21 protein-coding genes and 5 pseudogenes are annotated in these 21,340 nt (G+C 53.7%); 7 read left to right on the forward strand and 19 right to left on the reverse strand.

Going from position 1 to position 21,340, the window contains the following annotated elements:
- Positions 1-1,177: 1,177 nt before the first annotated feature.
- The 9 genes from AC07U6_RS21520 to AC07U6_RS21560 form a co-directional block, all read right to left on the reverse strand.
- Positions 1,178-1,504, reverse strand: coding sequence for an RNA-dependent RNA polymerase family protein (locus tag AC07U6_RS21520; RefSeq protein ID WP_494764740.1), 327 nt, complete (start codon positions 1,502-1,504; stop codon positions 1,178-1,180).
- 118 nt (positions 1,505-1,622) lie between these two features.
- The gene (locus tag AC07U6_RS21525; protein WP_494764741.1) at positions 1,623-2,198 is read right to left on the reverse strand and encodes a fimbrial protein; all 576 of its coding nucleotides are present in this window, start codon (positions 2,196-2,198) and stop codon (positions 1,623-1,625) included.
- Positions 2,199-2,208: 10 nt separating this feature from the next.
- Entirely contained in the window at positions 2,209-2,709 is a 501-nt protein-coding gene (locus AC07U6_RS21530; RefSeq protein WP_494764742.1) for a fimbrial protein, read from the reverse strand.
- Positions 2,710-2,721: 12 nt separating this feature from the next.
- Positions 2,722-3,213: a fimbrial protein gene (locus tag AC07U6_RS21535; protein ID WP_494764743.1), complete on the reverse strand. Its 492-nt coding sequence runs from the start codon at positions 3,211-3,213 to the stop codon at positions 2,722-2,724.
- Between the two features lie 10 nt (positions 3,214-3,223).
- A complete protein-coding gene (locus AC07U6_RS21540; protein ID WP_494764744.1) occupies positions 3,224-3,883 on the reverse strand; it encodes a fimbrial protein in 660 nt (219 codons plus the stop codon).
- Positions 3,884-3,935: 52 nt separating this feature from the next.
- Positions 3,936-4,685: a fimbria/pilus periplasmic chaperone gene (locus AC07U6_RS21545; RefSeq protein ID WP_494764766.1), complete on the reverse strand. Its 750-nt coding sequence runs from the start codon at positions 4,683-4,685 to the stop codon at positions 3,936-3,938.
- Positions 4,686-4,819: 134 nt separating this feature from the next.
- Positions 4,820-7,411 carry an outer membrane usher protein gene (locus tag AC07U6_RS21550; RefSeq protein WP_494764745.1) on the reverse strand — a complete coding sequence of 864 codons (2,592 nt, stop codon included), beginning with the start codon at positions 7,409-7,411 and terminating at the stop codon, positions 4,820-4,822.
- Positions 7,412-7,479: 68 nt separating this feature from the next.
- Entirely contained in the window at positions 7,480-8,016 is a 537-nt protein-coding gene (locus AC07U6_RS21555) for a fimbrial protein (protein ID WP_494764746.1), read from the reverse strand.
- 104 nt (positions 8,017-8,120) lie between these two features.
- On the reverse strand, positions 8,121-8,657 hold the full coding sequence (locus tag AC07U6_RS21560; protein WP_494764767.1) for a fimbrial protein: 537 nt from the start codon (positions 8,655-8,657) through the stop codon (positions 8,121-8,123).
- Between the two features lie 430 nt (positions 8,658-9,087).
- On the opposite strand from AC07U6_RS21560, the gene AC07U6_RS21565 reads away from it, so the two are divergent.
- The 3 genes and pseudogenes from AC07U6_RS21565 to AC07U6_RS21575 form a co-directional block, all read left to right on the forward strand.
- Complete coding sequence (locus AC07U6_RS21565) at positions 9,088-9,882, forward strand: winged helix-turn-helix domain-containing protein (RefSeq protein ID WP_494764747.1); 795 nt, start codon at positions 9,088-9,090, stop codon at positions 9,880-9,882.
- Between the two features lie 6 nt (positions 9,883-9,888).
- Positions 9,889-10,380 (forward strand): FidL-like protein, encoded by a 492-nt coding sequence (locus AC07U6_RS21570; RefSeq protein ID WP_494764748.1) that lies wholly within the window; start codon positions 9,889-9,891, stop codon positions 10,378-10,380.
- Positions 10,381-10,791: 411 nt separating this feature from the next.
- Positions 10,792-11,340: pseudogene (locus AC07U6_RS21575) on the forward strand (LuxR C-terminal-related transcriptional regulator); the annotation flags it as partial.
- Positions 11,341-11,460: 120 nt separating this feature from the next.
- Here the strand turns inward: AC07U6_RS21575 and AC07U6_RS21580 are convergent.
- The 6 genes and pseudogenes from AC07U6_RS21580 to mobF all read right to left on the reverse strand — a co-directional run.
- Positions 11,461-11,565, reverse strand: a pseudogene (locus tag AC07U6_RS21580) (IS6 family transposase); the annotation flags it as partial.
- Between the two features lie 60 nt (positions 11,566-11,625).
- A pseudogene (gene tssD, locus AC07U6_RS21585) lies at positions 11,626-11,864 on the reverse strand (type VI secretion system tube protein TssD); the annotation flags it as partial.
- A gap of 1,134 nt (positions 11,865-12,998) precedes the next feature.
- Positions 12,999-13,946, reverse strand: coding sequence for a Replication protein (locus tag AC07U6_RS21590; protein WP_494764749.1), 948 nt, complete (start codon positions 13,944-13,946; stop codon positions 12,999-13,001).
- Positions 13,947-14,378: 432 nt separating this feature from the next.
- A complete protein-coding gene (repA, locus tag AC07U6_RS21595) occupies positions 14,379-14,630 on the reverse strand; it encodes a replication regulatory protein RepA (RefSeq protein ID WP_494764750.1) in 252 nt (83 codons plus the stop codon).
- A gap of 156 nt (positions 14,631-14,786) precedes the next feature.
- Positions 14,787-15,674 (reverse strand): annotated as a pseudogene (locus AC07U6_RS21600) (TraX family protein).
- Positions 15,671-17,182: pseudogene (mobF, locus tag AC07U6_RS21605) on the reverse strand (MobF family relaxase). The pseudogenes AC07U6_RS21600 and mobF overlap by 4 nt, the downstream one beginning before the upstream one ends.
- A 60-nt stretch (positions 17,183-17,242) precedes the next feature.
- Between mobF and vapB the strand changes: the two are divergent.
- Positions 17,243-17,470: a toxin-antitoxin system antitoxin VapB gene (gene vapB, locus AC07U6_RS21610; RefSeq protein WP_494764751.1), complete on the forward strand. Its 228-nt coding sequence runs from the start codon at positions 17,243-17,245 to the stop codon at positions 17,468-17,470.
- Entirely contained in the window at positions 17,470-17,868 is a 399-nt protein-coding gene (vapC, locus tag AC07U6_RS21615) for a type II toxin-antitoxin system tRNA(fMet)-specific endonuclease VapC (RefSeq protein ID WP_494764752.1), read from the forward strand. Before vapB ends, vapC begins: the two co-directional genes overlap by 1 nt.
- 35 nt (positions 17,869-17,903) lie before the next feature.
- On the opposite strand, the gene AC07U6_RS21620 is transcribed toward vapC, so the two are convergent.
- From AC07U6_RS21620 to AC07U6_RS21635, 4 genes are read right to left on the reverse strand one after another with little or no spacing between them, the layout of a single operon-like run.
- Positions 17,904-18,797: a hypothetical protein gene (locus AC07U6_RS21620; RefSeq protein ID WP_494764753.1), complete on the reverse strand. Its 894-nt coding sequence runs from the start codon at positions 18,795-18,797 to the stop codon at positions 17,904-17,906.
- Positions 18,798-18,836: 39 nt separating this feature from the next.
- Positions 18,837-19,637: a ParB/RepB/Spo0J family partition protein gene (locus AC07U6_RS21625; RefSeq protein ID WP_494764754.1), complete on the reverse strand. Its 801-nt coding sequence runs from the start codon at positions 19,635-19,637 to the stop codon at positions 18,837-18,839.
- A gap of 28 nt (positions 19,638-19,665) precedes the next feature.
- Positions 19,666-19,761 (reverse strand): hypothetical protein, encoded by a 96-nt coding sequence (locus AC07U6_RS21630; RefSeq protein ID WP_494764755.1) that lies wholly within the window; start codon positions 19,759-19,761, stop codon positions 19,666-19,668.
- On the reverse strand, positions 19,761-20,021 hold the full coding sequence (locus AC07U6_RS21635; protein WP_494764756.1) for a ribulokinase: 261 nt from the start codon (positions 20,019-20,021) through the stop codon (positions 19,761-19,763). Before AC07U6_RS21635 ends, AC07U6_RS21630 begins: the two co-directional genes overlap by 1 nt.
- A 417-nt stretch (positions 20,022-20,438) precedes the next feature.
- On the opposite strand from AC07U6_RS21635, the gene AC07U6_RS21640 reads away from it, so the two are divergent.
- Together AC07U6_RS21640 and AC07U6_RS21645 are read left to right on the forward strand one after the other, a co-directional pair.
- Positions 20,439-21,074: an AAA family ATPase gene (locus AC07U6_RS21640; RefSeq protein WP_494764757.1), complete on the forward strand. Its 636-nt coding sequence runs from the start codon at positions 20,439-20,441 to the stop codon at positions 21,072-21,074.
- Entirely contained in the window at positions 21,068-21,325 is a 258-nt protein-coding gene (locus AC07U6_RS21645; protein WP_494764758.1) for a hypothetical protein, read from the forward strand. The genes AC07U6_RS21640 and AC07U6_RS21645 overlap by 7 nt, the downstream gene beginning before the upstream one ends.
- Positions 21,326-21,340: the final 15 nt, after the last annotated feature.

Below are 21,340 nucleotides of genomic sequence, written 5' to 3' on the forward strand. Positions count from 1 at the left end.
GCGGCGTCAGTCCGGAGGCCTTCGAACAGGCCTCGTCGTGAGGACAGAATTTGTCTACTGTCGTGGGGGCAGTCCATGCGCTCGGGTCGGTGTGCGGGGCGAGGACTTAGAGTGGCAATGGTCAGTATGGCGAGACTACCAAGATGACACTGGCTTGGTACAACCCAGGAGAGCCGTTCGTGACAGTCATGTTAGATACGACCCGTAGGTTCCTGCCGCCAATTATGGTGTGGGAGAGTCGTGAGACAATTCCCGGTCCCAAATTTACGCGATCCCCACCTACGAAGGACACCACAGGATTGCTACCGCAATCGACGAGTCCTTCGACCACCGCGGACGAGGAGGCCTTGGGCGCAACCACACCGTGATCTATCACATTAGGAAGATCGACATCGCAAATGGTATTCGGCGGTAGCATTTTTTGACAGAATGTGTTGCCACTGTTTGCGGTCATATGTGCATCGAGCACAACACCATGTATAGTTGCAACGGAGGTCGAGCCCCCGACGCCATCATCCTGAGCAAAGACAATGCATTCCCCACCGGGCCCCGACCCGAGGTGAGGGCCCCATGTGGACTTGGAAAAACACGTGGAATCGTCGGTCAACTCCCAGGAATCGTACGATTTAAGCTCACACTTCGAAAGGAGCTTCGGTGAATGTTCCCCTTCGTCGACACCGGTCCACCTGCAGCCCATAAACTCCACGCCCGCGTCCGGATTACCATATATACAATGCAACCCGCGTGTAACGATGTTCAACTTCTTCGACGGATCCGGACGCCCCACGGCTGGGGTATCCACGAATTGGGTGCCATCCGACACGAAAAACACACCCGCGCTGCATTTTCCACCGAAATCCGACCACCCGCATGAACTGATGCGAGGATTTGCGATATGGGGATGGAGTACTGCGTATGAGCTACCGGCGATTATCAATGTGAACAGACCCAACACCCTAATCAGGGCTCCTGCTGCGTTCATGCGTGTACCTTGTGTGAATTATTTAATCAACAAGCAATTATCCCACTTTCATCAGGTGGTGTTTTGCCCATGTCATCCACCGGATTTCATATTCCCGCACACGGTTATCGGTCTCTGTCTTCGGCAGTTTCTTCAAACGTGCTTGCTCATAAAGCCGCGCAATATGTGCCCGATGGTTCTCTATTGCTCTCGGGGCTATCCGGGGCCCTTCGGAGGCATACTATATCCCCAGCCAGTCAAAGCCATTTTCCATTCTCCCAACTTGCGTTTTATCCGGATGGGTTTCAAAACCGCCCAAATGGAAAATTCATACAGCGATTTAATCGTTTTACGTAAATGCCAACGCGTTTTGGTAAAGAAAATAAAGTCATCCATATACCGGGCATAAAACAGTTCCTCGCGCGTCGCAAAATAATGGTCAAATGCCGCTAAACCTGCATTGGCGACAGCCGGTATTCCCCTGCCAGCACGCGGTTTAACCATTGAAACTGCTGCTGCGGCTACTTGAAGCGTAAATCCCACACATCAGCATTCGGTGGCGCATGTTGCCGTCGCTGGCACAACCAGCGATACGCCCTATCCCAGTCCTGCACGGCACTATCTTCATTCTGAGTGTTTGCCACTGCTGGTTTGATGTCGCTTACTCATATTCCAGGTTAAAGGTGGCAACAGCACTGAACGCGCCCCGGCCAATCGTCTTGTTGGCTATCGCCAGGGGCTCGCCTTGCACATAAGCCCTCAGCGCAATGATGTTGCCCCCGTCCTGCAACAGGGATTTGTCACTCCGGGTATTGAGCGGCAGGGGTTTGGCCGACAGCGTTTCAAACCCGATGGCAATCCCCCGGGCCGCACTGCCGCCATCGATGGCCAACAGGCCCGGTAAGGCGTGATTTTCCGTGCCGGTAAAGGTCACGCTCACCGTCTTGCCCAGCGTCATGTTGCATTCCTCCAAGTGTATCTCGAATGCTTGCCCCAAAGTGCGCGAGTTCAGGTACAGATACTTGTCGATGATGGTGCCAAAATCCAGCGTGATTTCTTCATCACCCGGCGCTATCACACAGGGTTCCGTGACCAGAGCGCCATGCAGGTACAGGTTATTGTCACCGGCGGCCAGGGCCGATAGCGGTGCAGCCATCAGCATCTGCACCAACAGCAGGGCGGCCACCCGAGAACGCGCCCCCCCTGCGTGCTGGCACCAGCCCGATTTCCCTTTCATGTCACGCTCCTTATTCATAGTCGGCACGCAGCGTGGCCCAGGCCTCAAAGGCTCCTTCGGTCAGCGTGGCACCCGTTTGTTTGATCGGTACCGCCTCCAGGCGCGGCGGGTCGGCCAGGTTTATCCTCACCGTGCTGTTTGGGGTGAAGGGTTTATCGTTCTGGTACACCCGAATGCCGAGGCTGCCTTTGTTCGTCAGCAAGGCTTCACGGTCGAACCCTGCCGCACTGCCCTTCAGGCTTAGCGTCAATGCCCAGCTACCTCCGGCGGAGCTGTCACAGGTGATTTGGTAGTTCAATCCCTGCCGGTAATTCTCGCCATCTACTTTATTGATGCCCATCCGGTCGCCGAAATCGACCTCCACCTGGTTACCGTCGTTAATGGTGCAGGGTGGCGGCTCTATCAGGGTGCCGTGAAACGCCATATTTTCTTCACCGTCCTTTGCCTGCACCGGGGCAAAAACCCCTATCAGGCCGCAGCTCAGCAACAGGACTTTTAGTGTTCTGCACATGCTCCTCTCCCGTTACTGGTAATCCACGGTCATCGTGGCCCCTGCGCTAAACTCTCCTCCCGTCAGGGTCGTGCCAACTTGTTTCACCGGGATCGCCCACAGTTCTGGCTTGTTTGGATAGCTGAAACGTAGCCACTTGTTGACGGCAAGCTTGCTGCCGCCCTGGCGCAGTTCGATACCAAGCCCGGTTTTGTTGGTCTGCAACACCGTCGCGTCGAACGCGGCGCCATTGCCTTTTACCTGCAGTTTCAGCGCATTCGAGGTGATCCCGGTGCACGACAGCGTGTAATTGACCGGCATCTTGTAATTGTCGCCATCCACCCGGGTGGTCATCACATTGCCGAACTCCACTTCAATCGGCCGGTCATCGTTTATCACGCAAGCCGGTGGTGCCACCACGGTGACCTTGACGGTGACCGTGGTCGAAGGGGCTGCAAAAACCAGCATCGGCAAGGCCGTCAGCACACCTACCAGCGCTCGCTGCAGCTTTACGATCCCATTCATTGCAGCCACCTCAGTCATAACTCAGATGAAAATCCACCACGGCCCGATAGCTGCCCGCAATCAGAGCGGCGGGAGTGCGTTCCGGGGTTATCGTGTAGCTCAGCGTATTCTGCCCCGGCGTCAGCAACAGCGACTTCCCCCTGCTGCCCAGGCGAACGTCTTCCCCCTCCGCATTTTCAAGCCGCAGCCCCAGCCCGGATACGCCCTGCGCCTTCACCAACTGTGGGTTATCGGCGTCACGCGTCGCACGGAAACTCACCGTTACCGCCGGCTGATTGTCCGCCCAGGTCAGGCTACCGGTACGCACATCGCGGCTACCGGCCGGGGTGCGCAGACAATCCTCCAAACGCAGCTCGAATCGGACCGGTTCGCCGCGTGCGCCAACCGTTCTCAAGCGCCCCGCCCCCGTCTCACCGAGTGCGATATCCTGGTGGGCGCTGGTCATCTCCAGCCGACAGGCGCTCTCGGTTAACGCCCCATGAACGTACAAGGTCCCGTTGGCGCCTTCGACATCCCGGTTGTCCACCGCCGCCTGCGCCGGTGGCAACAACCACATCACTGCCCCCAGCGTTATCGGAGCCATCAGCACCAACCCGATCAACGCGCCGTAATACTTCAGCTCAATCGCCCCGCACAGTCCGTGTCTGCCCGTCTCGTGTGTCATGCCCATATTCTTGTCTCCCTTCTCTTGACTGGTGCCTGCACCGCCAGACCGTGTTCTGCTACGCTTTCTTCGCCGGCATCACCGTACATATGTTGCCGGAACAACTGAAGCTCAGCTGCGGCCGGCCACCGTAGTCGTTAACGTAGGTCAGCACCGGGCTGTTACCTGCCTCCGCCGCACTCACCGTTAACGGCAAATTGCCCTTTGGCGGCACCATCATCGGTTCGAAGTTTTTGATCCCCACACCGCCTTTTTTAGTGGCGGCATCAACCAGGGTGACGTAATACGCCGTCGGATTGTTAACCACATACTTATCGCCTTGCTTGCTCAGGGTCAGTTGCTCCTGCGGCGGCGGCGCATTTTTGTCCATCGCAATGGCGGCCGGGCGGTAGAACAGCTTGATACGCGTCTGCAACGCAATTTGCAGCGTGTTCGGCTTGGTGCTCTTCGGTGGGATCTCTCGCAGGTTGAAGTAATAGACCGTCTCTCGATCCTGCGGCAGCGTCTTCGCCTCCGGCAGTGCCTGGATTTTCACCTGGCTCGGTTTACTCGGCTCGATGCGTTGAACCGGAGGCAATACCGTGAGGGGGCTCTGGATTTTGTTACCCTTATCGTCTTCAATCCAGCCCTGCGCCAGGTAAGGCAGCTGTTTGTTTTGGTTGCTGACACTCAGGCTCACCGATTTTTGGTTACCATCGAAAATAATCCGAGTCCGGTCCAACGCTATCGCCGCCTGAGCCTGATGTGCCAGCAATGCCGTGAACAGCGCACCAGTCACTACTGCTGGCGACAGGGCCTTTTTCCGCATGGACGCGACCGGGCCGCCTTTGTGATGTTGTTTCATGTTCAATTCACTCTTTCGCATGTTTTCATTCCCGGCCGTAGCGGCCTTCCTGGAATTTGGGTTAAACCTGTACACCGTTTTATCCCTCGGCGCGGCGGTTACGAAGCCTGCTCCGGCTCGGCTGCGACTACTGGCTGTGACGCGCCCTGCGTCCTCGCTTCAGGTTCGGTGTGTCCCGCCAGCGGATGACACGGCAACAGTAGCGTATTCATCAGGATGTCAGCAGGCAGAGGCGTTGGCATGCGCACCTCACACTGCGCGCCACCGTTCCAGTGCACCGTCATGGCAGCGCCGGCGCTGATGCCGCTCAGATAGACACTGCCGCCGTCATTGACAATGCCCGTCTCCTGCTTACGGGCGTTCATCACCGTAGCGCCAAATGGCGGTTGACTGCCGTCGGCCAGTTTGATCACCGCCATTGCCTTCTCGCCGGCAATCACGTCGAACTGGCGGTAACCGATAGCACCTTCGGTGAGCGTGGCCTGTACCACCGATTTCGTGGCTTCGGCGTTATCACCGAGCTTGTTCACATCGATACTCGCCTTGTTACGGTAATAGCTGTTCACGTCCCCGATGACCGCCTTGCCCCAGGCATTGGTGTTGGTGGTTCTGCCATAGCCTCGCACCGGCACATCAGCCACCCCCTGCGTGTCAATCAGCATGCGGGTGCCGCCCGGCATGCTAGTCCGATGCAGCGCCCCGCCATTAGCCGTCATCGTCACGCCGCCCTGCATCGACATCCCAAAGGCGCTGTAACGGTTTTCCTCATAACTGGCATTAGCGCTCATGCGTGCCTTATCACCTTCATGGTTGTAATACCCGTTCACATTCACCCCACTGCGCGAACTGCCGGCCCGCAACTGGTAGTTGTTGTGCTCATCAATCCGGTCGTAATACCCCACCTGATGCGTAGTGTTGTCGCGGTTCACCGTGGTGTTGTAGCTCACCGTTGAGTTATTCCCCCACGGCATCGACAGTGAAAGGTAGGCCCCATCGTCTTTCGTCCCGTTGTATTCATTACGGTACGCCGACAGCGACAGGCTCAGGTTGCGTAACCGGCCCACGTCGAAATAACGCGACAGCGTCAGGTTGTAACGGTCGTTGGCTGGCCGGTCCCAATACGTCTCGTGGCCGTAATTGAGATAGGTGCTCAGCCCCCAGTCGCGGAAATGCTTGTTGAAGGTAATGGTGTACATCTCCTTGCCATTCCCCGTTCGGGTGCCGTAATAACGCGCATCCAGGTACTCACTCATGCTCATAAAGTCCTGCTCCGAGAAGCGATAGCCGGCAAAGGTCACCTGGCTGTCGTACTCATCGAAGTTCTTTGAGTAACTCAGGCGGTAGGAACCGCCGCTGAGCGTACCGCCTTCTTGTGGCAACCGCGCCCGCGACTGGGTAGCGTCAAACGACAGTGCCCCCAGCACCATCAGATCACGGCCGACACCCAATGACAGCGCGTTATAATCCCCGCCTGCCAGCGCTCCGCCGTACAACGACCAGCCGTTGCTGACCCCCCAGGAGAATTCGCCAGTGCCGAACAGCGGGCCGCGCGAATGATGCTGCCAGTCTGATGGTTTACCTGTCGCCAGCTTGAAGCGCACTGAGCCTGGCCGCGTCAGATAAGGAATGTTCGCGGTATTCACCACGAACTCCTGCACGCCACCATCCTGCTCTTCCACCCGTACGTTCAGCTCGCCGCTGACCGCATCGTTAATGTCCTGAATACGGAACGGCCCTGCGGCAACCGTGGTCTCGGACAGCACACGCCCCTGCTGGCTGATGGTGACTTTGGCGTTGGTTTTCGCCACCCCCACCACTTCCGGCGCATAACCGCGCAGATTCGGGGGGAGCATGCTGTCGTCCGATACCAGGCTCGCCCCGGTGAAGCGAAAGCCGTCGAACATGCCTGAATCCAGGTAGTTTTCGCCCAGCATCAGCTTCGAGCGCAGCGCCGGTATTGCCCGATACGCGTAATACCGGCTCCAGTCCAGCTGTTTATTGGTCGGTTGTCGGCTCCCCGTCTGATGGTCAAAATTCGCCTGCCAATCGGTACGCAGACGCCATGCGCCCAGATTGGCGCCCGCCGTACCGTTGCCGCTGAGACTATAGCCGCGCGATCCGTCCCGCTGCCGATACTGGCTACGCGCATTGACGTTGTAATCGAAGAGCAACCCTGGAATGCCCTCATCCCAGCGAGACGGCGGATCCCAGTTCTCGTCGCTGTACTCCAGGTAAGCCTGAGGAATACTCACGTAAAGAGAGGACGTGGGTAGATCGCCACGCACTTCCATCCCCTGTATGCTGGTCTCGTTCAGGCATTCTCCCTCGCGCCACCATGTCAGGTCTTTCAGCACGCCAGGTTTAAATCCCAGTTGTTGTACCAATTCTGGGCTGAGGCAGGCGCGACTGCCGTTTGGATCATCCTCAGGCGCATAAAACGGGATCTGTTGTTCCTGCAAGTCATTCTTATTAACGTGCACCACCATGCCGTAGGTACCCGGCATAATGTAACCACTGCGTGAAAACTGGCTCAGATCAATATTTTTACGGTCGTTAACATCCAGCACATCTGTATTGAACTGAATATTATCGGCAGCATGAGTGATTATCACTGAGGTACCCAGCGCAAGGGAAATAAACAATCCTAACGAATGCAGAGGCGCAATTTTTCCAAGCGAAGAAAACTCCATGCCATTACCTTATTAGTATAAATAAATCCATTGCGCGAAATAAAAAGCAACGATCTTTCAGAAACAAGTTAAAAATAGTCCAGCTTAAATCGGATAGATGATAGATAATCCCCAGTTTTTAACGACTGACTATTGGCCACCAATCTCATGGAGTAATTCAATTGACTATCGCCGGGGAAAATATCCATTTGTGGCATAGCCTTGCCCGGCATTGCGACATTACCCTGGGTATCGATGATTTGTAGCGCTACGCCGGAGGCATCACCATTAACACTAAATAACCCGCCATTAGCTTCACCATCAAAAGTAACCTGAAATTTCTTCCAGCCTTCCTTTCCAGGGCGTTCAGTGATGCAGTTAACCAAATCAATGGTAAAAGGCTGGCTGCGTCCCTGCCCATCGCGAATAATATCTGACAAGGGTATAACCCCCATATCAATGGTTTGTTCCCTGCTGTCAACAGCAATAGCACAAGCGGTGTCGATAATGGATCCTTGCATATTTACCCGCCCCCATCCGACAATGTGCTCGTCGGCCAAAACAGAGACCACGGGAAAGGAAAACAGGCAAGAAACCACTATAACAACTGTATTATACAGCCTCATAAAACGTGCTCCATACTTTGTAATATTGTCAAAAATGCATGCGGGGATACCGCATGCATATACACACATACAGAGAAAACACTTACTTTATGTGGAGTGAAATTTTAGTTATAAGCCAGAGTAAAATCGGCCACCGCCTGGAATTCACCCTCAGTAATAGACGCGGAAGAAGCGGTATCGCCCTGCAGGTAAGCGGCGAAATTCAGCACGTTTTTACCGTCCTGCAATACTTGCTCTTTAGTTGGCTGGCCCAGTTTGATAACTTCACCATCAGCCTGAGCGATGGCTACGCTGGCACCTTTAGCCGTGCCGGTAATCCCCAGCAGGCCATCTTTAGCCGCAGATTCCATACCCGTAAAGGTTACCTGCACCTTATTTTTGGTGGCAGGTGAGCCGAACGTGCAGTTATCCAGAGCGATCGAGAAATAACGCGGGGTTGATTTCCCCCCACTGAGTAAAGCAACCTTAGAGATCTGGCCCAGCTTAACTGTCTGATCTTCAGAATCTGAATTAATAGAGCAAGGAGCATCAATAATAGAACCGGTAAAGGTGACTTTACCATGGCCTTGATCGGCTGCCTGCGCACCAGAAACAGTACCGAATGCCAAAATTGCAGCCATCATGATTTTATTTAATTTCATTTCAATTTTATCCTTTAAAGGGTCCATTTCCATTTGTGTGAAGTCGCCATTTATTCAGGTTCACACAACCGGCACACAGAGGAGAGATTTACGCTTCTCCGTGTGCCATGTCATAGCTACCGGCAACTGGAAATATGATATACACGCAAAAATAAAAAGCCAAAAAATCTAATTAATCGAATAAAATTAGATGAAAACACTTTTTTTTTTAGTTAAAGATCAAAAAAAAGCACATAAAACCAAAAAATGAAGATTCGTTAAAGGTTTAAACTCCTTTAATTTCAATCAAATCCCAGGTGGAAAATATTTTCTTCAAAAGGAGTTGACTACCAGTACATACTCCCTCATAAATTCTACCAATACTTCTTCAAGACTAATCTTAGTGCTGATTATTTTGATGTTTTCACACCAGAATCAAATAGGTATCCGTATGAAATACATAATAAATCTAACGCTGATTTTCGAACCAGAAAGTCGATTACTAACACTGAGGAATAATACTCAGCTAATAGTGGAACTATCTAACCCGGCTACACGATTATTAACTGAGCTGATAAAAAATAATAAAACTGAATTAACGCGTGAAATTCTGCTCAAGCATGTCTGGGAGGACTTTGGGTTTTCTTCGTCCGGCGCCACGTTAAGCAACCATATCAGCGAGTTGAGAAAAGCCTTTAAAGCGCTTGGAATGAGTAAAGACATTCTGATCACGGTGCCGCGCATAGGCTTTAAATTGGATGCGGAAATCCACCCTGAAACCAAGCTATCAAAAGAATCGGCCTCTTCTGCACACTTTAAACTTCAGCCGTCAAGTAACCCGGCAACGATGGACAACCTCGTAGCGGTTGGTCCGAGCGTAAGATCAAAAAAGCCATTACGCAGCATCAAAATTCCAGCATTGTCTCTCCTCGTTATTCTGTGCCTCACCGCAGTGGCGTCGGTATGGGTGACCCAAAGCAAGAATGAACAACCCACTTTCATCGGGATCTTGGATAAATGTCATATCTATACTCTGAATGAAGGTAAGTATGAACCTGCGCAATCTGAACGTGCACGAAAGATGCTAGCTGATGAAATGATCGACTGTACGCAGACCGATCTTGAAATCTATTATATGGAAGCGCGTCCCACCAACGAATTCCTTAAGGTTTATTTTATCTCGGTTTGCACCAAGAATAACGATATAAGCTATAAAAGCTGCAACAACTTCAAACAAGTAGTGTAGGTTCACATGAATAGAATTATTATCGGTTTGACCAGTTTTGTCTTTGTGATTGTCATCCTGAGTGGCATTTATCATTATTTCAGCCGATCGAATTGGAAGCCGTTTCGCTGTGATACTCATTTGAACTCGCACATAGCGACAAAGGAAGGCAAGAAACTGGAACTCAATATGGATATGAACATCGTCACCGCCCAGGAAGGCAGAAGTGAAGTACTCGCGATAGGTTCCCTCAAAGTAGAAGGGAAAAATTATATTTTTTCTAGGCGAATTATCATCACCATGGAAAAATCTGAGTTTAAAGGTTTTTCAAAAACTATGATTATCCGAGAAGAGCGCCGCCCTATAGATAATGTACCAAACGAAATCTGGCAACAATACGTGCTACCAGAAGCGCCAGGTGTCGCATTCTATATGGAAACAAAGCATTTGAAAAACAATGCGTATCTTATTAAAACTTTAACCACCCCCCTATTCGTTTGTGCGATAACATCGAATTAACTTATCCCAAAGGCTTAATCATCTATCACTCACTGATTAAGCCTCCATTAATACCCCCGAAAAAGTTAATTGAGAATCATGCCAGTCACACTGCCTAATAGACCTGATTAAAATTCAAACCTCAGAACAAAAGACTAATAATCAATCATCTTTCGGTCTTTATAACTATAAAAATCCATTAAAAAAATATTAAGTTGAATGCAGGACATCTTCTTGGTTAGCCTATTACTTAAGCTGCAGATCCGGCATTTATCCGGTGAGTAGTATCGTAACTTACACTGTAATACCTGAATCAGCCGATGCACGCGCAGATATAAATAAAATATCGTGACATCAAAAAACTGATGACTCAAACCAAGAAACGTAAACCAGGAAGAAGATAACATGAACAGCACGAATAACGCCATGGTCATGGAAACATTGACCATCCACATAATAGACGATGATAAATTTTTCATTGCAGGACTCGTTATTGCCCTATCCAACTATTTTAAAAATAAAAAGATCCGACTTTACACTGGCATTTCAAATGGAATAACTGCTGATATTACTTTTCAGGCCATTCGCTGTGGCGCATTTATCGCGCCAACCTCCACTTATGGTGACAGTAGCCCGAAGCTTTATTTCGCCATCGCGGATAAAAAAGATGCTCATCTACAGCACTTATACTGTGAAGTGGCAGAGACCAATATCTTATACCGGCAACAATCGGTGATTACCGTTTTACGACTCATTGAGAACACCCTGTTTCCCCAGCAACCGCCGTCCGAAGACACACAGCAAACCGCGAAAGTCTATCACCACGAACCACTCACACGGCGTGAGCAAGAAGTACTACATCATCTTATGCAGGGTAAAGCGCATGCCAGCATTGCAAGTTGCATGGGTATCAAGGAGAAGACCATAAGCTCGCACAAACGCGCGGCAATGAAAAAATTGAATTTCAGACGCACTAGCGAGTTATTCCATTGGATGCTGCGGAGAGGTTTTAACCAATCACGAGAGTATGAAAAAGTGTCGGGCAATGGCTCTGTTGCGTTAAGGACGACAAGTCATCAACACGACAGAGCCATTTCCTCCAAGATTAAGCACGCTCAGGGAGTAAGCCAGATACCCGCGAACACATTGCGCGATAATATCGACAGGGTAATGTAAATGATTAAAGGCTCTTCGGATCAGAGGTATGAGCAGGTAATATAGCAAAAACAGTACGTTACCGAACTGCGCCTTAATGCGACAGAACCCTTCATTGTTGGTGATCGCGATGCCAAAGAGGGGTGAGGATTTGTCGATGGGTTTACAGAATTTGATCGGGTGATGGTTGATGTGCTGGCTGCAACTGATGGCATGGTCAAACTGGAGGACCAGGATCTGGTCTTTATGCATGAGCTGGTATTTATTTCCGATGGAGTCCAGGGTGCAGCATCCCACTGAGATGAGCCCCTGTTTTTGCCCTTGATGGTGAGGTAGATGTTATTTGCCATGTCAGTCTTGTCCCTGGGTGGTTTCCCCCGAAAGGCCATTCCTTGCCGGGGTAAGTCCGGTACTGCTCAATTCGACTGGTGGAAAAGTGGACAAAAGTCTCGCAAGGATGGTCGCCGTTTGTTATGAATGATTTTTACTGGCGCAATGACTGTTTTTTTATGCTCCCGATTCTAGGTAAGTCTCTGGAACAATTCAATGGAAATACTGACTGCCCGCACCGCCGCTAATGAGCGACGTGAAGTTTGACAATCCGCCTGCATTTATGCGCAACGCGCATGGAGGCGACAACCGTAGTTTTAGATAACACTGTGAGTTAAGGTCGCCGGTAGCGCGGCATCGCCGCTCTGTTCTGATAGGTTTCACCTATCCCATCCCACGCCCTGTCAAGCTAAATCCATTTATCGCGATATAGGAGTTAAATTGCGCTGTCGGAGTGGTCACGGCAAGGCGTAGCCGCAGCCGGGGCGTATCTCCGCGTTATGCGGGCCGTTAGGGCCGCTTACGAGCGTGTAATCAAAAGCTCCCGCAACACTTCCTGCAGCTACTTGATTATTAGTTACAACACCCATTTTAAAGCTACTGCTGTTCCCGGCCTTTGGCCGGGGCGGCGGGGCTTTCAGTGGTGATGAGGAGGCTTGTGGGGCTGAGGTTGGCGAGTTCGATTTGTTGAGAAATTTACGTGGTTCAGGCTTGGGGGAACGGTTTCTTTCCTGCAGTCGTGACTGCAGGAGCTACTTTAGGTTTTGGTGAGTGAGATTGGGATGTTAAGGGGGATGTTGATTTTTGCCCGAGCGAAGTGAGGGAGGTACTCAACAGCAACGGCGTAAGCCGGTGCGCTGAGTACTCCCTTATTTAAGGGCTTATTTTGTTCAGAAACAACCTTCGAAATTAAGCGTTTCTCAGAGTGCTTTTTCGAAGCTAATAGAGACTACGAAGTTAATATCGAAATTAAGGACTTGCTCGTTGCCAAACGCGGTCAACAATGCCTCTGATCGAGGCCGGCAGCCACAAAAATCACGCCGGCATCAACCGAAACAACAAGGCCCAATGGCCAACCGGGCATCGGCGGTGAAAAACAGGCAGCACAAAACCTCCGCGGGGTAGGCAGGGGAAAGCAAGGTATGTTCGGAATGTTAGGCGGGAATGGCGCCCGCGCGCTCAAGCAACAGGCGGTAGAACGCCTCCGGATCGCTATTCAGCAGTCCGGGCTGTTCACGCTTGAGCGTATTCTCCAGTTGCATCGCCGTCAGCGGAGAATTGCCCATCGTCCACTTCACCCAGGCCTGATAAAAGCCGTTCGGCTTATGGCACCGGGCGGCCGCCAGTTTTTTGATATCGGCAGCGGTGTCATCCAGCAACGTATCGAGCCGTTGCGCGTCCTGCTGCCGCCTGGCCAATTCGTCGCCAATCACCTGTTCAGCGTTGCGTTTGAGGTTTTGCAGATCGGGGCTCACCACCCAGCGGCGGATCTTTTTCAGCCGGTTTTTCAGCGAGTGCTTGCGCTCGATGTCGATCCCCAGATGCGCGATGCGCACCAGATGGCGCTCGTATTTCTTGCGCAGGCTTTCCGTCAGCCCGTTCTTGATGGCCCACAGTCGGTACTGATCCAGCCACTGGCGAATTTCGTCCACCTGGATGCCGCGGCTGGTGAAGAAGTTCTCCGTCAGCCAGATGCGCAGCGGCTTGTTTTGACCGGTGTCGGTATCCTGCCCGCGCGACACGATGAGGTAGTCCAGCTGCTCGAGCACCGACAGCGCATGCAGCGCCACGTCATACGCCTTGCGGCCGCTTTCGTAGACGTGCAGTACCCCCATCGCTTTGGCCACGTCCTCAAAAGGCAGCATGATCTCGAACGGGTAGTCGCTGTCCGGGTTGTAGTCGCAATTGGCGCCCAACACTAAAGAAAGCACCGTCAGCGCCTCACGGCTCTCCGAGCGCGCGGCAATGCGCATCGGTTTGGGCCGGTAGTCAGGGTTATTGCGCTGGGTATAGGGGATATAGCCCTGCCGGCGCAACTCGATCAGATCATCATTACGCCGCCAGTCGTGACTGCTCATGCGTGCCACTACTTTGCTCGCCATGCCCTTCGGCACCCGGCAGCACAAATTTGGGGTGTAACGACGATGAATTTTTTGTTGCCCACGCCGAAGCGCATTAGCTTCGCCACGCCGGGAGCTACGGGACTCATTGATGTGGTGCTCAACATTCGCAAATTGGCTATTCAAATAGCCCTTCGCTTATGTTGCGCCGAAGGAGTTGACCTTTAAAAGGCATAAAACTATACTCCCTGTATAGAGCAACGCTTCTATACAGTTTTAAGTGAGCCCCGTTAATCTTTCGTATCCGCCAAGAAATGAGAAGATTATCGGGGTTTTTGCTTTTCAGTGTTCTGGTAATAACCTCCAGACCCACTTCCCTGCCACCTTGCGGCGTGGCTCACCAAGAATTCTGCTAAACGATCAGTAATCTAGCATTCACTGCTACAACGATCAAGAATGTGATGTTGTTGCATTTTAAATGTGTCTTGTCGACTCCATTTCAATCAATCGTTCAATCATTTCGGCCTGTGTAATACCTTCTCGTTCACACATGCTTTGAAGTTGATGCTTGAGTGAGTCTCTAACAAAAACACGTACTTCTTTGTGTGTGCTTTTCTTCCGTTCCAGAGAGATTTGTTGCCGTTCAGCGGCGCTCAACGGGCTCCCCTTACGATAGGAACGTTTCGTTCTCGATGAGGAAGTTACTACGCTTGCGACTTGTGACATCTCAGCCTCCCCAAGGATCTAAAAAGGATTATCTAGTAGAGAATACTACAAAAACCTTGGCTTAGCAGCTTCAAAGAGATCTTTTCTGTTGAGGGCAATGATATTGGCGGATGTTGCCCTACACAAAGAGATCTACATCACCGACTTTTTACCGTTTTAACGAGCCAACCAAGCGATCACCGCCAGCAGCAACAAGTGCCCTACATAGCCGTACAAGAAAAACTCCCGTGGCAACAAACGCCGTTGATTACCTCGGGCACCAGGTGCAGCCAGTGGCAATGACCCCATAATCAACAATGCCGGTAACATCAGACCGGCCAGCATCATCGAGACAGGTAGATCGGTGTTGAGCATCAACACACTAAGTGGCCAAGAGATGATGGATAGCCCCCTTACCGGCCAAACAGCAGTGACATACCCCGGCAGGGATACGCAAAGCCCATAACTGGCCAGCAGCACCAAAACGCCAGCAATACCGTAAGTACCATCTGTAGCGCCATATACAACCCACAGTGCCAAAAGCACAACACCGACCAACAACGGGTTAGGAGAGCATTTGCTCATTGGCCGTGAGGCCAGCACAAGCGCTTGCGTTACCACAGCAAACAGGAACAGGATGTTTGGATCAGTTAATGCCAGTCCGTCATTTCTCATCACTAGCCAGTAGCCCGGCTAGGCAACAATGGCCCACAGCCATAGCCGGGTCGCCTGGGTCTGCCGGACGGGACGGGCTGACAGGTTGTAACCCCACAGCAGCGCAAACAGCGGAAATGCTCCCCGCCCCAGTAGCAAGAGCGCCGGCTCGTGTAGCCCCAGAGCTCGGTTGGCGTGATCGACAACCATCAGCACTAATGCCAAAAATTTAAGTACGTCCTGTTGCAACGGAGTGAAACGCACCACCACCGACCGGTCTTCGACAAATTCCTGTACCACGCCTTTGGCCAACTGACCGAAGCGCTGGGCCTTGTCCGGTTCGCTCATCACCTCCGCCGGCACTGCCTGACGACCACTGAACTGATAGCGGGGTACACCGGCCTCTTTCATAACGGCAAGAGCATTGCCGTCCCCTTGCGCTTTTCGGTATCCATTAGCACCAGTTGGACGTTATTACGCACGGCGCCATCCAGTAGCGCCACGGTCTCCTTGAGCGTCAGTTTCTCCGCCTAGTCAACGACCAGCGTTCTGTTCGGCGCAAACAGCGCCTCGCTGCCGAGCGCAGCGCGCGTCACCACGCGACTATCATCGAGATGGACGCTTTGCTGCAGATACTGCTGTGACTGCCGATCAACGGTCAGCACGGAGGCATCGTGGCCCTGTTCACGCGCCAGCTCCACCACTTCCGCCACACGGGAACGGTTCACCGATGCGCCCCCAATGCCCGACAATACCGCCATCGCCGGCGCATGTTGCGCAAGCATCTGCACGGCATCGCTGTAGGCCGGCATGCTGCCGGTGCGCGGGTCTGGCCGTGGCGCACCTATCACCACCGCGCTCTCGTCAAGGTGCGTGCGGTTCAGCTGCGCCACGCTCAGTTCATCGAGCAGATGAATATCGGAGGTAAAGACGCCCTTCTCTTTGTCGAGCGGGATAAGCTGCTCGCGTTCAATGGCGCGGTCAATGCCATCACGCACCGCGTCCAGCATCCCCAGCTCTCCTGAGAGATAGCTGATGGCCTTGTTGGCCACCTGGTTGTGCGTGAAGTTGACCTGCCGGTCAGAGAGCGCAGAAATGGCCTGACCCACGACCTGGTCGACCAGCGCATCTCTCCCCGCTTCCAGCGGCGTTGGGGACGGCGTCACCATCGTGCGAGACTGTGCTTCAGCCAGATAGGCTTTGGCATCAAAGCCGGCGGATTTCATTTCCTGCAGCCACTCGGCCGCCAGCGCAGCCGGATCGCTGGCGACCTTGGCCTTGCGGGTATCAAGCGTCGCCATATCGCGGGATTTGAGAGACGCATCGTCGCCGGCGACGGCGTCGATGGTGTGACTGCGCTTGGGGAACGCGTCTATCACGTTCTCCATACCTTTAAACTCCCACATGCCGTGCGGCCCGACGTTCTCGGTTTGATACCCTATCGCTTCTGTATCCTGACGCAGCACATGGCGGCATATCTGGCCGAAAGCCACCTGATTGGCATACACACTCTCAATAAACCCGGTCTTGCCGACCGTATCGGAGGACAGGGTCTGCCACTTGCCGTCATGCTGCGTGACGTTGGCCACCACAGCATGGGTGTGCAGCTGTGGGCCAAGGTCGCGTGACGTATCGTGGTTGAACAGCGCCACCACCAGGTTGCCGGTCAGTTTGGTCTCGGAGACGCCCTCGGTCATGCTGCGAGTCGAGGCCAGTTTCTCCACCTCCCGTACCGCGACCTCTACCGCGTGGTTATGCGCGGCGATAAGACGCTTGTCGCCGCCCAGCACGTAGTAGTTGTCCTGATGTGTGTAGTAGTCGCCTGCTTTACCGGCGGGTCCGACCTGGCCAATGCTCATCATCTGCAGTCTCTCCCAACCATCCGATCCTGACCGACAAAAAACATATCCCATTGACATATCCCACCCCAATCACCACAATGGATATACAGCCGGTATATCCAAACGTGGAGGTGTGCCATGGAAACAACCGTATTTCTCAGCAACCGTAGCCAGGCCGTTCGTCTGCCCAAATCGGTAGCACTGCCTGAAGACGTCAAACGCGTGGAGATCATCGCCGTTGGTCGCACACGCATTATTACGCCGGCCGGCGAGAGCTGGGACAGCTGGTTCGACGGTGATGATGTCAGCGACGATTTCATGACGTCACGCAACCAACCCGCAATGCAAGAGCGGGATGCGTTCTGATGTTGAAGTTCCTGCTGGACACCAACACGTGCATCTTCACCATCAAGAACAAACCAGCGCACGTCAGGGAACGCTTCAGCCTGAATACGTCTCGCCTGTGTATCAGTTCAGTCACACTGATGGAGCTTATTTACGGTGCAGAAAAGAGCCAGGCACCGGAGCGCAACCTGGCTGTGCTCGAAGGGTTCATCGCGCGTCTTGACATCCTGAACTACGATGCCGCCGCCGCAGCGCACAGTGGCCAAATTCGGGCGGAATTGAGCCGACAAGGGCTCCCTATTGGCCCATTCGATTTGATGATCGCCGGCCATGCCCGCAGCCAGGGGCTGATCGTGGTCACCAACAACACACGGGAGTTTGCACGTGTTGACGGGTTGCGCATCGAAGACTGGTGCTGACTTTTTCACCTGCATAGATTGACCAATACTCATCATCAGAATTTATCTCCCGGTTCGCTGTCCCCATGATGAACTTCGGCCAGCTCGCGCCGATGCCTGTCGATATTGATGTTGGTCTCTTCCCGGTGCTGCATGGCTTGCTGCCCCATGGCCTGCTTCTGTGCCTGCCAGGCTTCATACTGTGCGATATCCACCACTTCGCCGTCGCCACTGATACCGGGGGGCAGCGCCCCCCGTTCTGCATCATCATCACCGGGCGCCGGTTTCTGTTTCAGTTCGGCCACCTGCCCCCCTGCCGCAGTGGCGGCGGACACGACAGGCACGTCACTGGCGGTCAGTTCATCCTCGGCCAGCTGCGCGGCGTCGCCCTTTTTCATCTTGAGCACCGAGGCCGCCTGCACCACCTTCCCGGCATCAAGTAGCGCATCGCTCATCAGCTCCTTGCTGATCCGCCCGAAGAAATTGCCCTTGGTTGGTTGCCACCAGTCGCGCAGATTGAAATCCAGCGCGTGCTCGAGCGGCGTCAGGGCATCGCCTACCTTGCCATTACCGGCAGGCCACTGGTGCACGGCATCGAGCGACAGACCGACGCAGTACGCCAGCAGCGTCACGACCTCGGCCTGCTCCCACGTCAGCAACCATGAGAAATCGGTATTCCACTCCGGCGGCAATTTGGCTTCCCACTGCGCGTGCAGCTCGGCCAGCTGGCGATCGGCACGGCTCCCTTCCGCCGACAGGCTGGTGATCAGCGCCGCTGACAGCCCTTTCTCCTTGGTTTTCGAGGTCGCCGTTTCGGTGGTCGCCGTGCCCTCGCCGTTGTCATCAACGCCATTCCCGGTCGTTGCTTCGCTCGCCCGCAGCACGATCCCGCGCTGGTAAACCACCTGCCCGTCACGCAGGGATGCCACTACCCCGACGCTGCTGCGCATCGCCTGCGGCCATGAACGGACGATTGCCTGCGCGGTTAACTACTCAATATCAGCCTGTACCGCGTCGCTCTCGACGTTCAGCGCGTGGGTATCGGTATCAGCATCCGCCGCCTCGAATACCGCTTCCAGCTCACCGAACCGCGCTTTCAGCCGGGCGATCTCGGCCTGTTCGTCACCGGTGAATTCCGGCTGCGGTTCGGCCAGCTCACGGTACAGCTCCGCATCCTCACCCCACGTTTTGATGGCCGGCATGCCCCCTTCCGCCCAGCTCCAGCCCTCGTCCTCGGCCACCTGCTGCGCCAGCGCGTGCAATTTTTCACGGGCAAGACGCTCCAGCATCGCCGGTTCGGTCAAAAAGCCCTCGTCGGTAAACAGGTCAAATTTGAAGGTGCCGCCCGCCGCTTCGTAGACCTCGCGCCCGACAAACGCCAGCTGGCTGTTGTCTTTGGCCGAGACTTCGCCTTTCAGCACCGCCTCACGCAGGTGCTGTGGCGCAGTCGCCCAGCCGTGCGCGTTTTCCCACACGTCACACTGACGTTGATGATCGTCGGTGGCCGACAGCGCCTGCAGCTGGTCGAGGCTGATCTGGTCTTCGGCGAGCGCATCGAGCAACACCGGCGCCATTGTTGCCAGACGCAGACCGCGTTGAACGTGGCGCGTGCTGAACCCCAGCAGATCGCCGATCTGTGCCAGAGTTTGCCCATCTGCCGACAGGTCGCGGAACGCCGAAACCTGATCGACCGGGTGCATCTGCTCGCGCTGGCTGTTCTCCATCATCGACACCACGCGCGCCATCGCCCTGCTGACGACCAGCACCTCGACCGGGTAATCGTCGGTCACGACGCCGTCCGGGGTGGTCTTGTCGGCGTCATTTTCCTGTGCCATCAACCAGCGCCAGCGTGCGGCGCTCACCGGCGGCGACGCCGTAGCGGCCATCCTCCATCTCGATCACGACCAGATTCATCAGCAGACCGGCTGAACGGATGGCGGCGGCCAGCCCCCGACGATCCACACCGAAATGGTGTCGAAATCTCCAAAGTCCGCGAACACCTCTTCCGCCCCGGCCGGTACGACCGGCGGTTCGACGGTGCCGGTCGAGCGACCGCACACCGACTTCACGTAGCAAAACAGGTCATACACCTGCGGAACGGTCAGAACACAGTTGGTCTGTGCAGATGCTGCTGTAGGCTTCGTTGTCGCGCCTTGGACGTTTTGTAGCTGCATATTGGTTTCCTCCGGGTGGTTGTTTGAGGCCGCTGTGAGTCTTCCCGCCGCAACTGATAACAGTACGGCGAAGAGCGGCACCAAGGGGCGGAGACAAAAAGTTTTGGACCGGAAGGAGAAAAGTTTTTGGCGGAGTTCATATACCCCTTGGTGTTCAAGCGAGACGCTGTGCTGTTATCAGTTGCGGCGGGAAGACTTACTGCGGCAGACGTACCACGGAAGGATGAACGGGCACCCACCCGACACGACGGCGCGACAGCGGCCGGCTGCCTACGCAGTACAGTAGCCGTCCCCACCGGGGCACGCCCATAGTAACAGGCCATGCCTCAAACTGAGGTTCTACAATGTATTGACAGAGCACCAAAGCGGCACTAAATTAATATCTAACAGGAGTCAAAAAGGAACCAATTAAGCACCATGATTATACTAATTGGAAGTCAAAAAGGCGGTTGCGGTAAATCAACGACAGCAGTCAATATTGCAGCAGAATTGTCACGACAAGGGCATGATGTGATGCTGGTCGACTCTGACCGTCAAGGAACCGCATCCAACTGGATTGCTGACCGTAATGCGATCGAAGGCATAGCACCTATCCACTGCATTCAGAAATTCGATAACATTCGCGATACGCTACTCGATCTCGATAAGCGCTATGAATACGTGGTTGTTGACACTGCCGGTCGTGACAGTCGAGAGCTGAGAACAGGCATGACATCAGCCGATGTGCTGCTGGTTCCTTTCCGCCCTTCACAACCCGATTTAGATACGCTGCCACGGTTGACAGAAATTATGACGGAAGCTAAGGATCTCAATCCAAAGTTGAAGGCGATCGCTATGCTGACGCTCGCGCCGTCCAATCCAGTCATCAACGAGATCCAGGAAGCCAAAGAGTACCTCAAAGACTTCCCTGAGTTGGGGTTGATGAGCACGGTGGTACGTGACCGTAAGGTTTATCGGGATTGTATGTCCGAAGGGCGTGGCGTGGTCGAAATGAATAATTCGAAAGCCAAAGCCGAAATTCAATGTCTGGTGAAGGAGTTGATGACATGGTAAAGCGCAGGGAACCCGTCGTTACTCCAGCGGCAGTGGAAAAACGCATCGAAGAATTTGCAGCTGCAGCTGATCATGTCGTTACGCCACTCAAGCAAACCGACAGTGAAGCACCACGTGATTACAAGGCCATCCGTGTGCCGTTCAATCAATACGAGTATGAGTTGCTGGAGAAGTTATGCAAAAAAACCAACCGCTCTAAACTCAATATGATCCGGCATGCATTGAAGTTTTATGATGATCACGGGGATTAAGGCATCAAAAAAAGA

The sequence above is a fragment of the Erwinia sp. GW821-FHT03D09 genome (genome assembly GCF_059420805.1).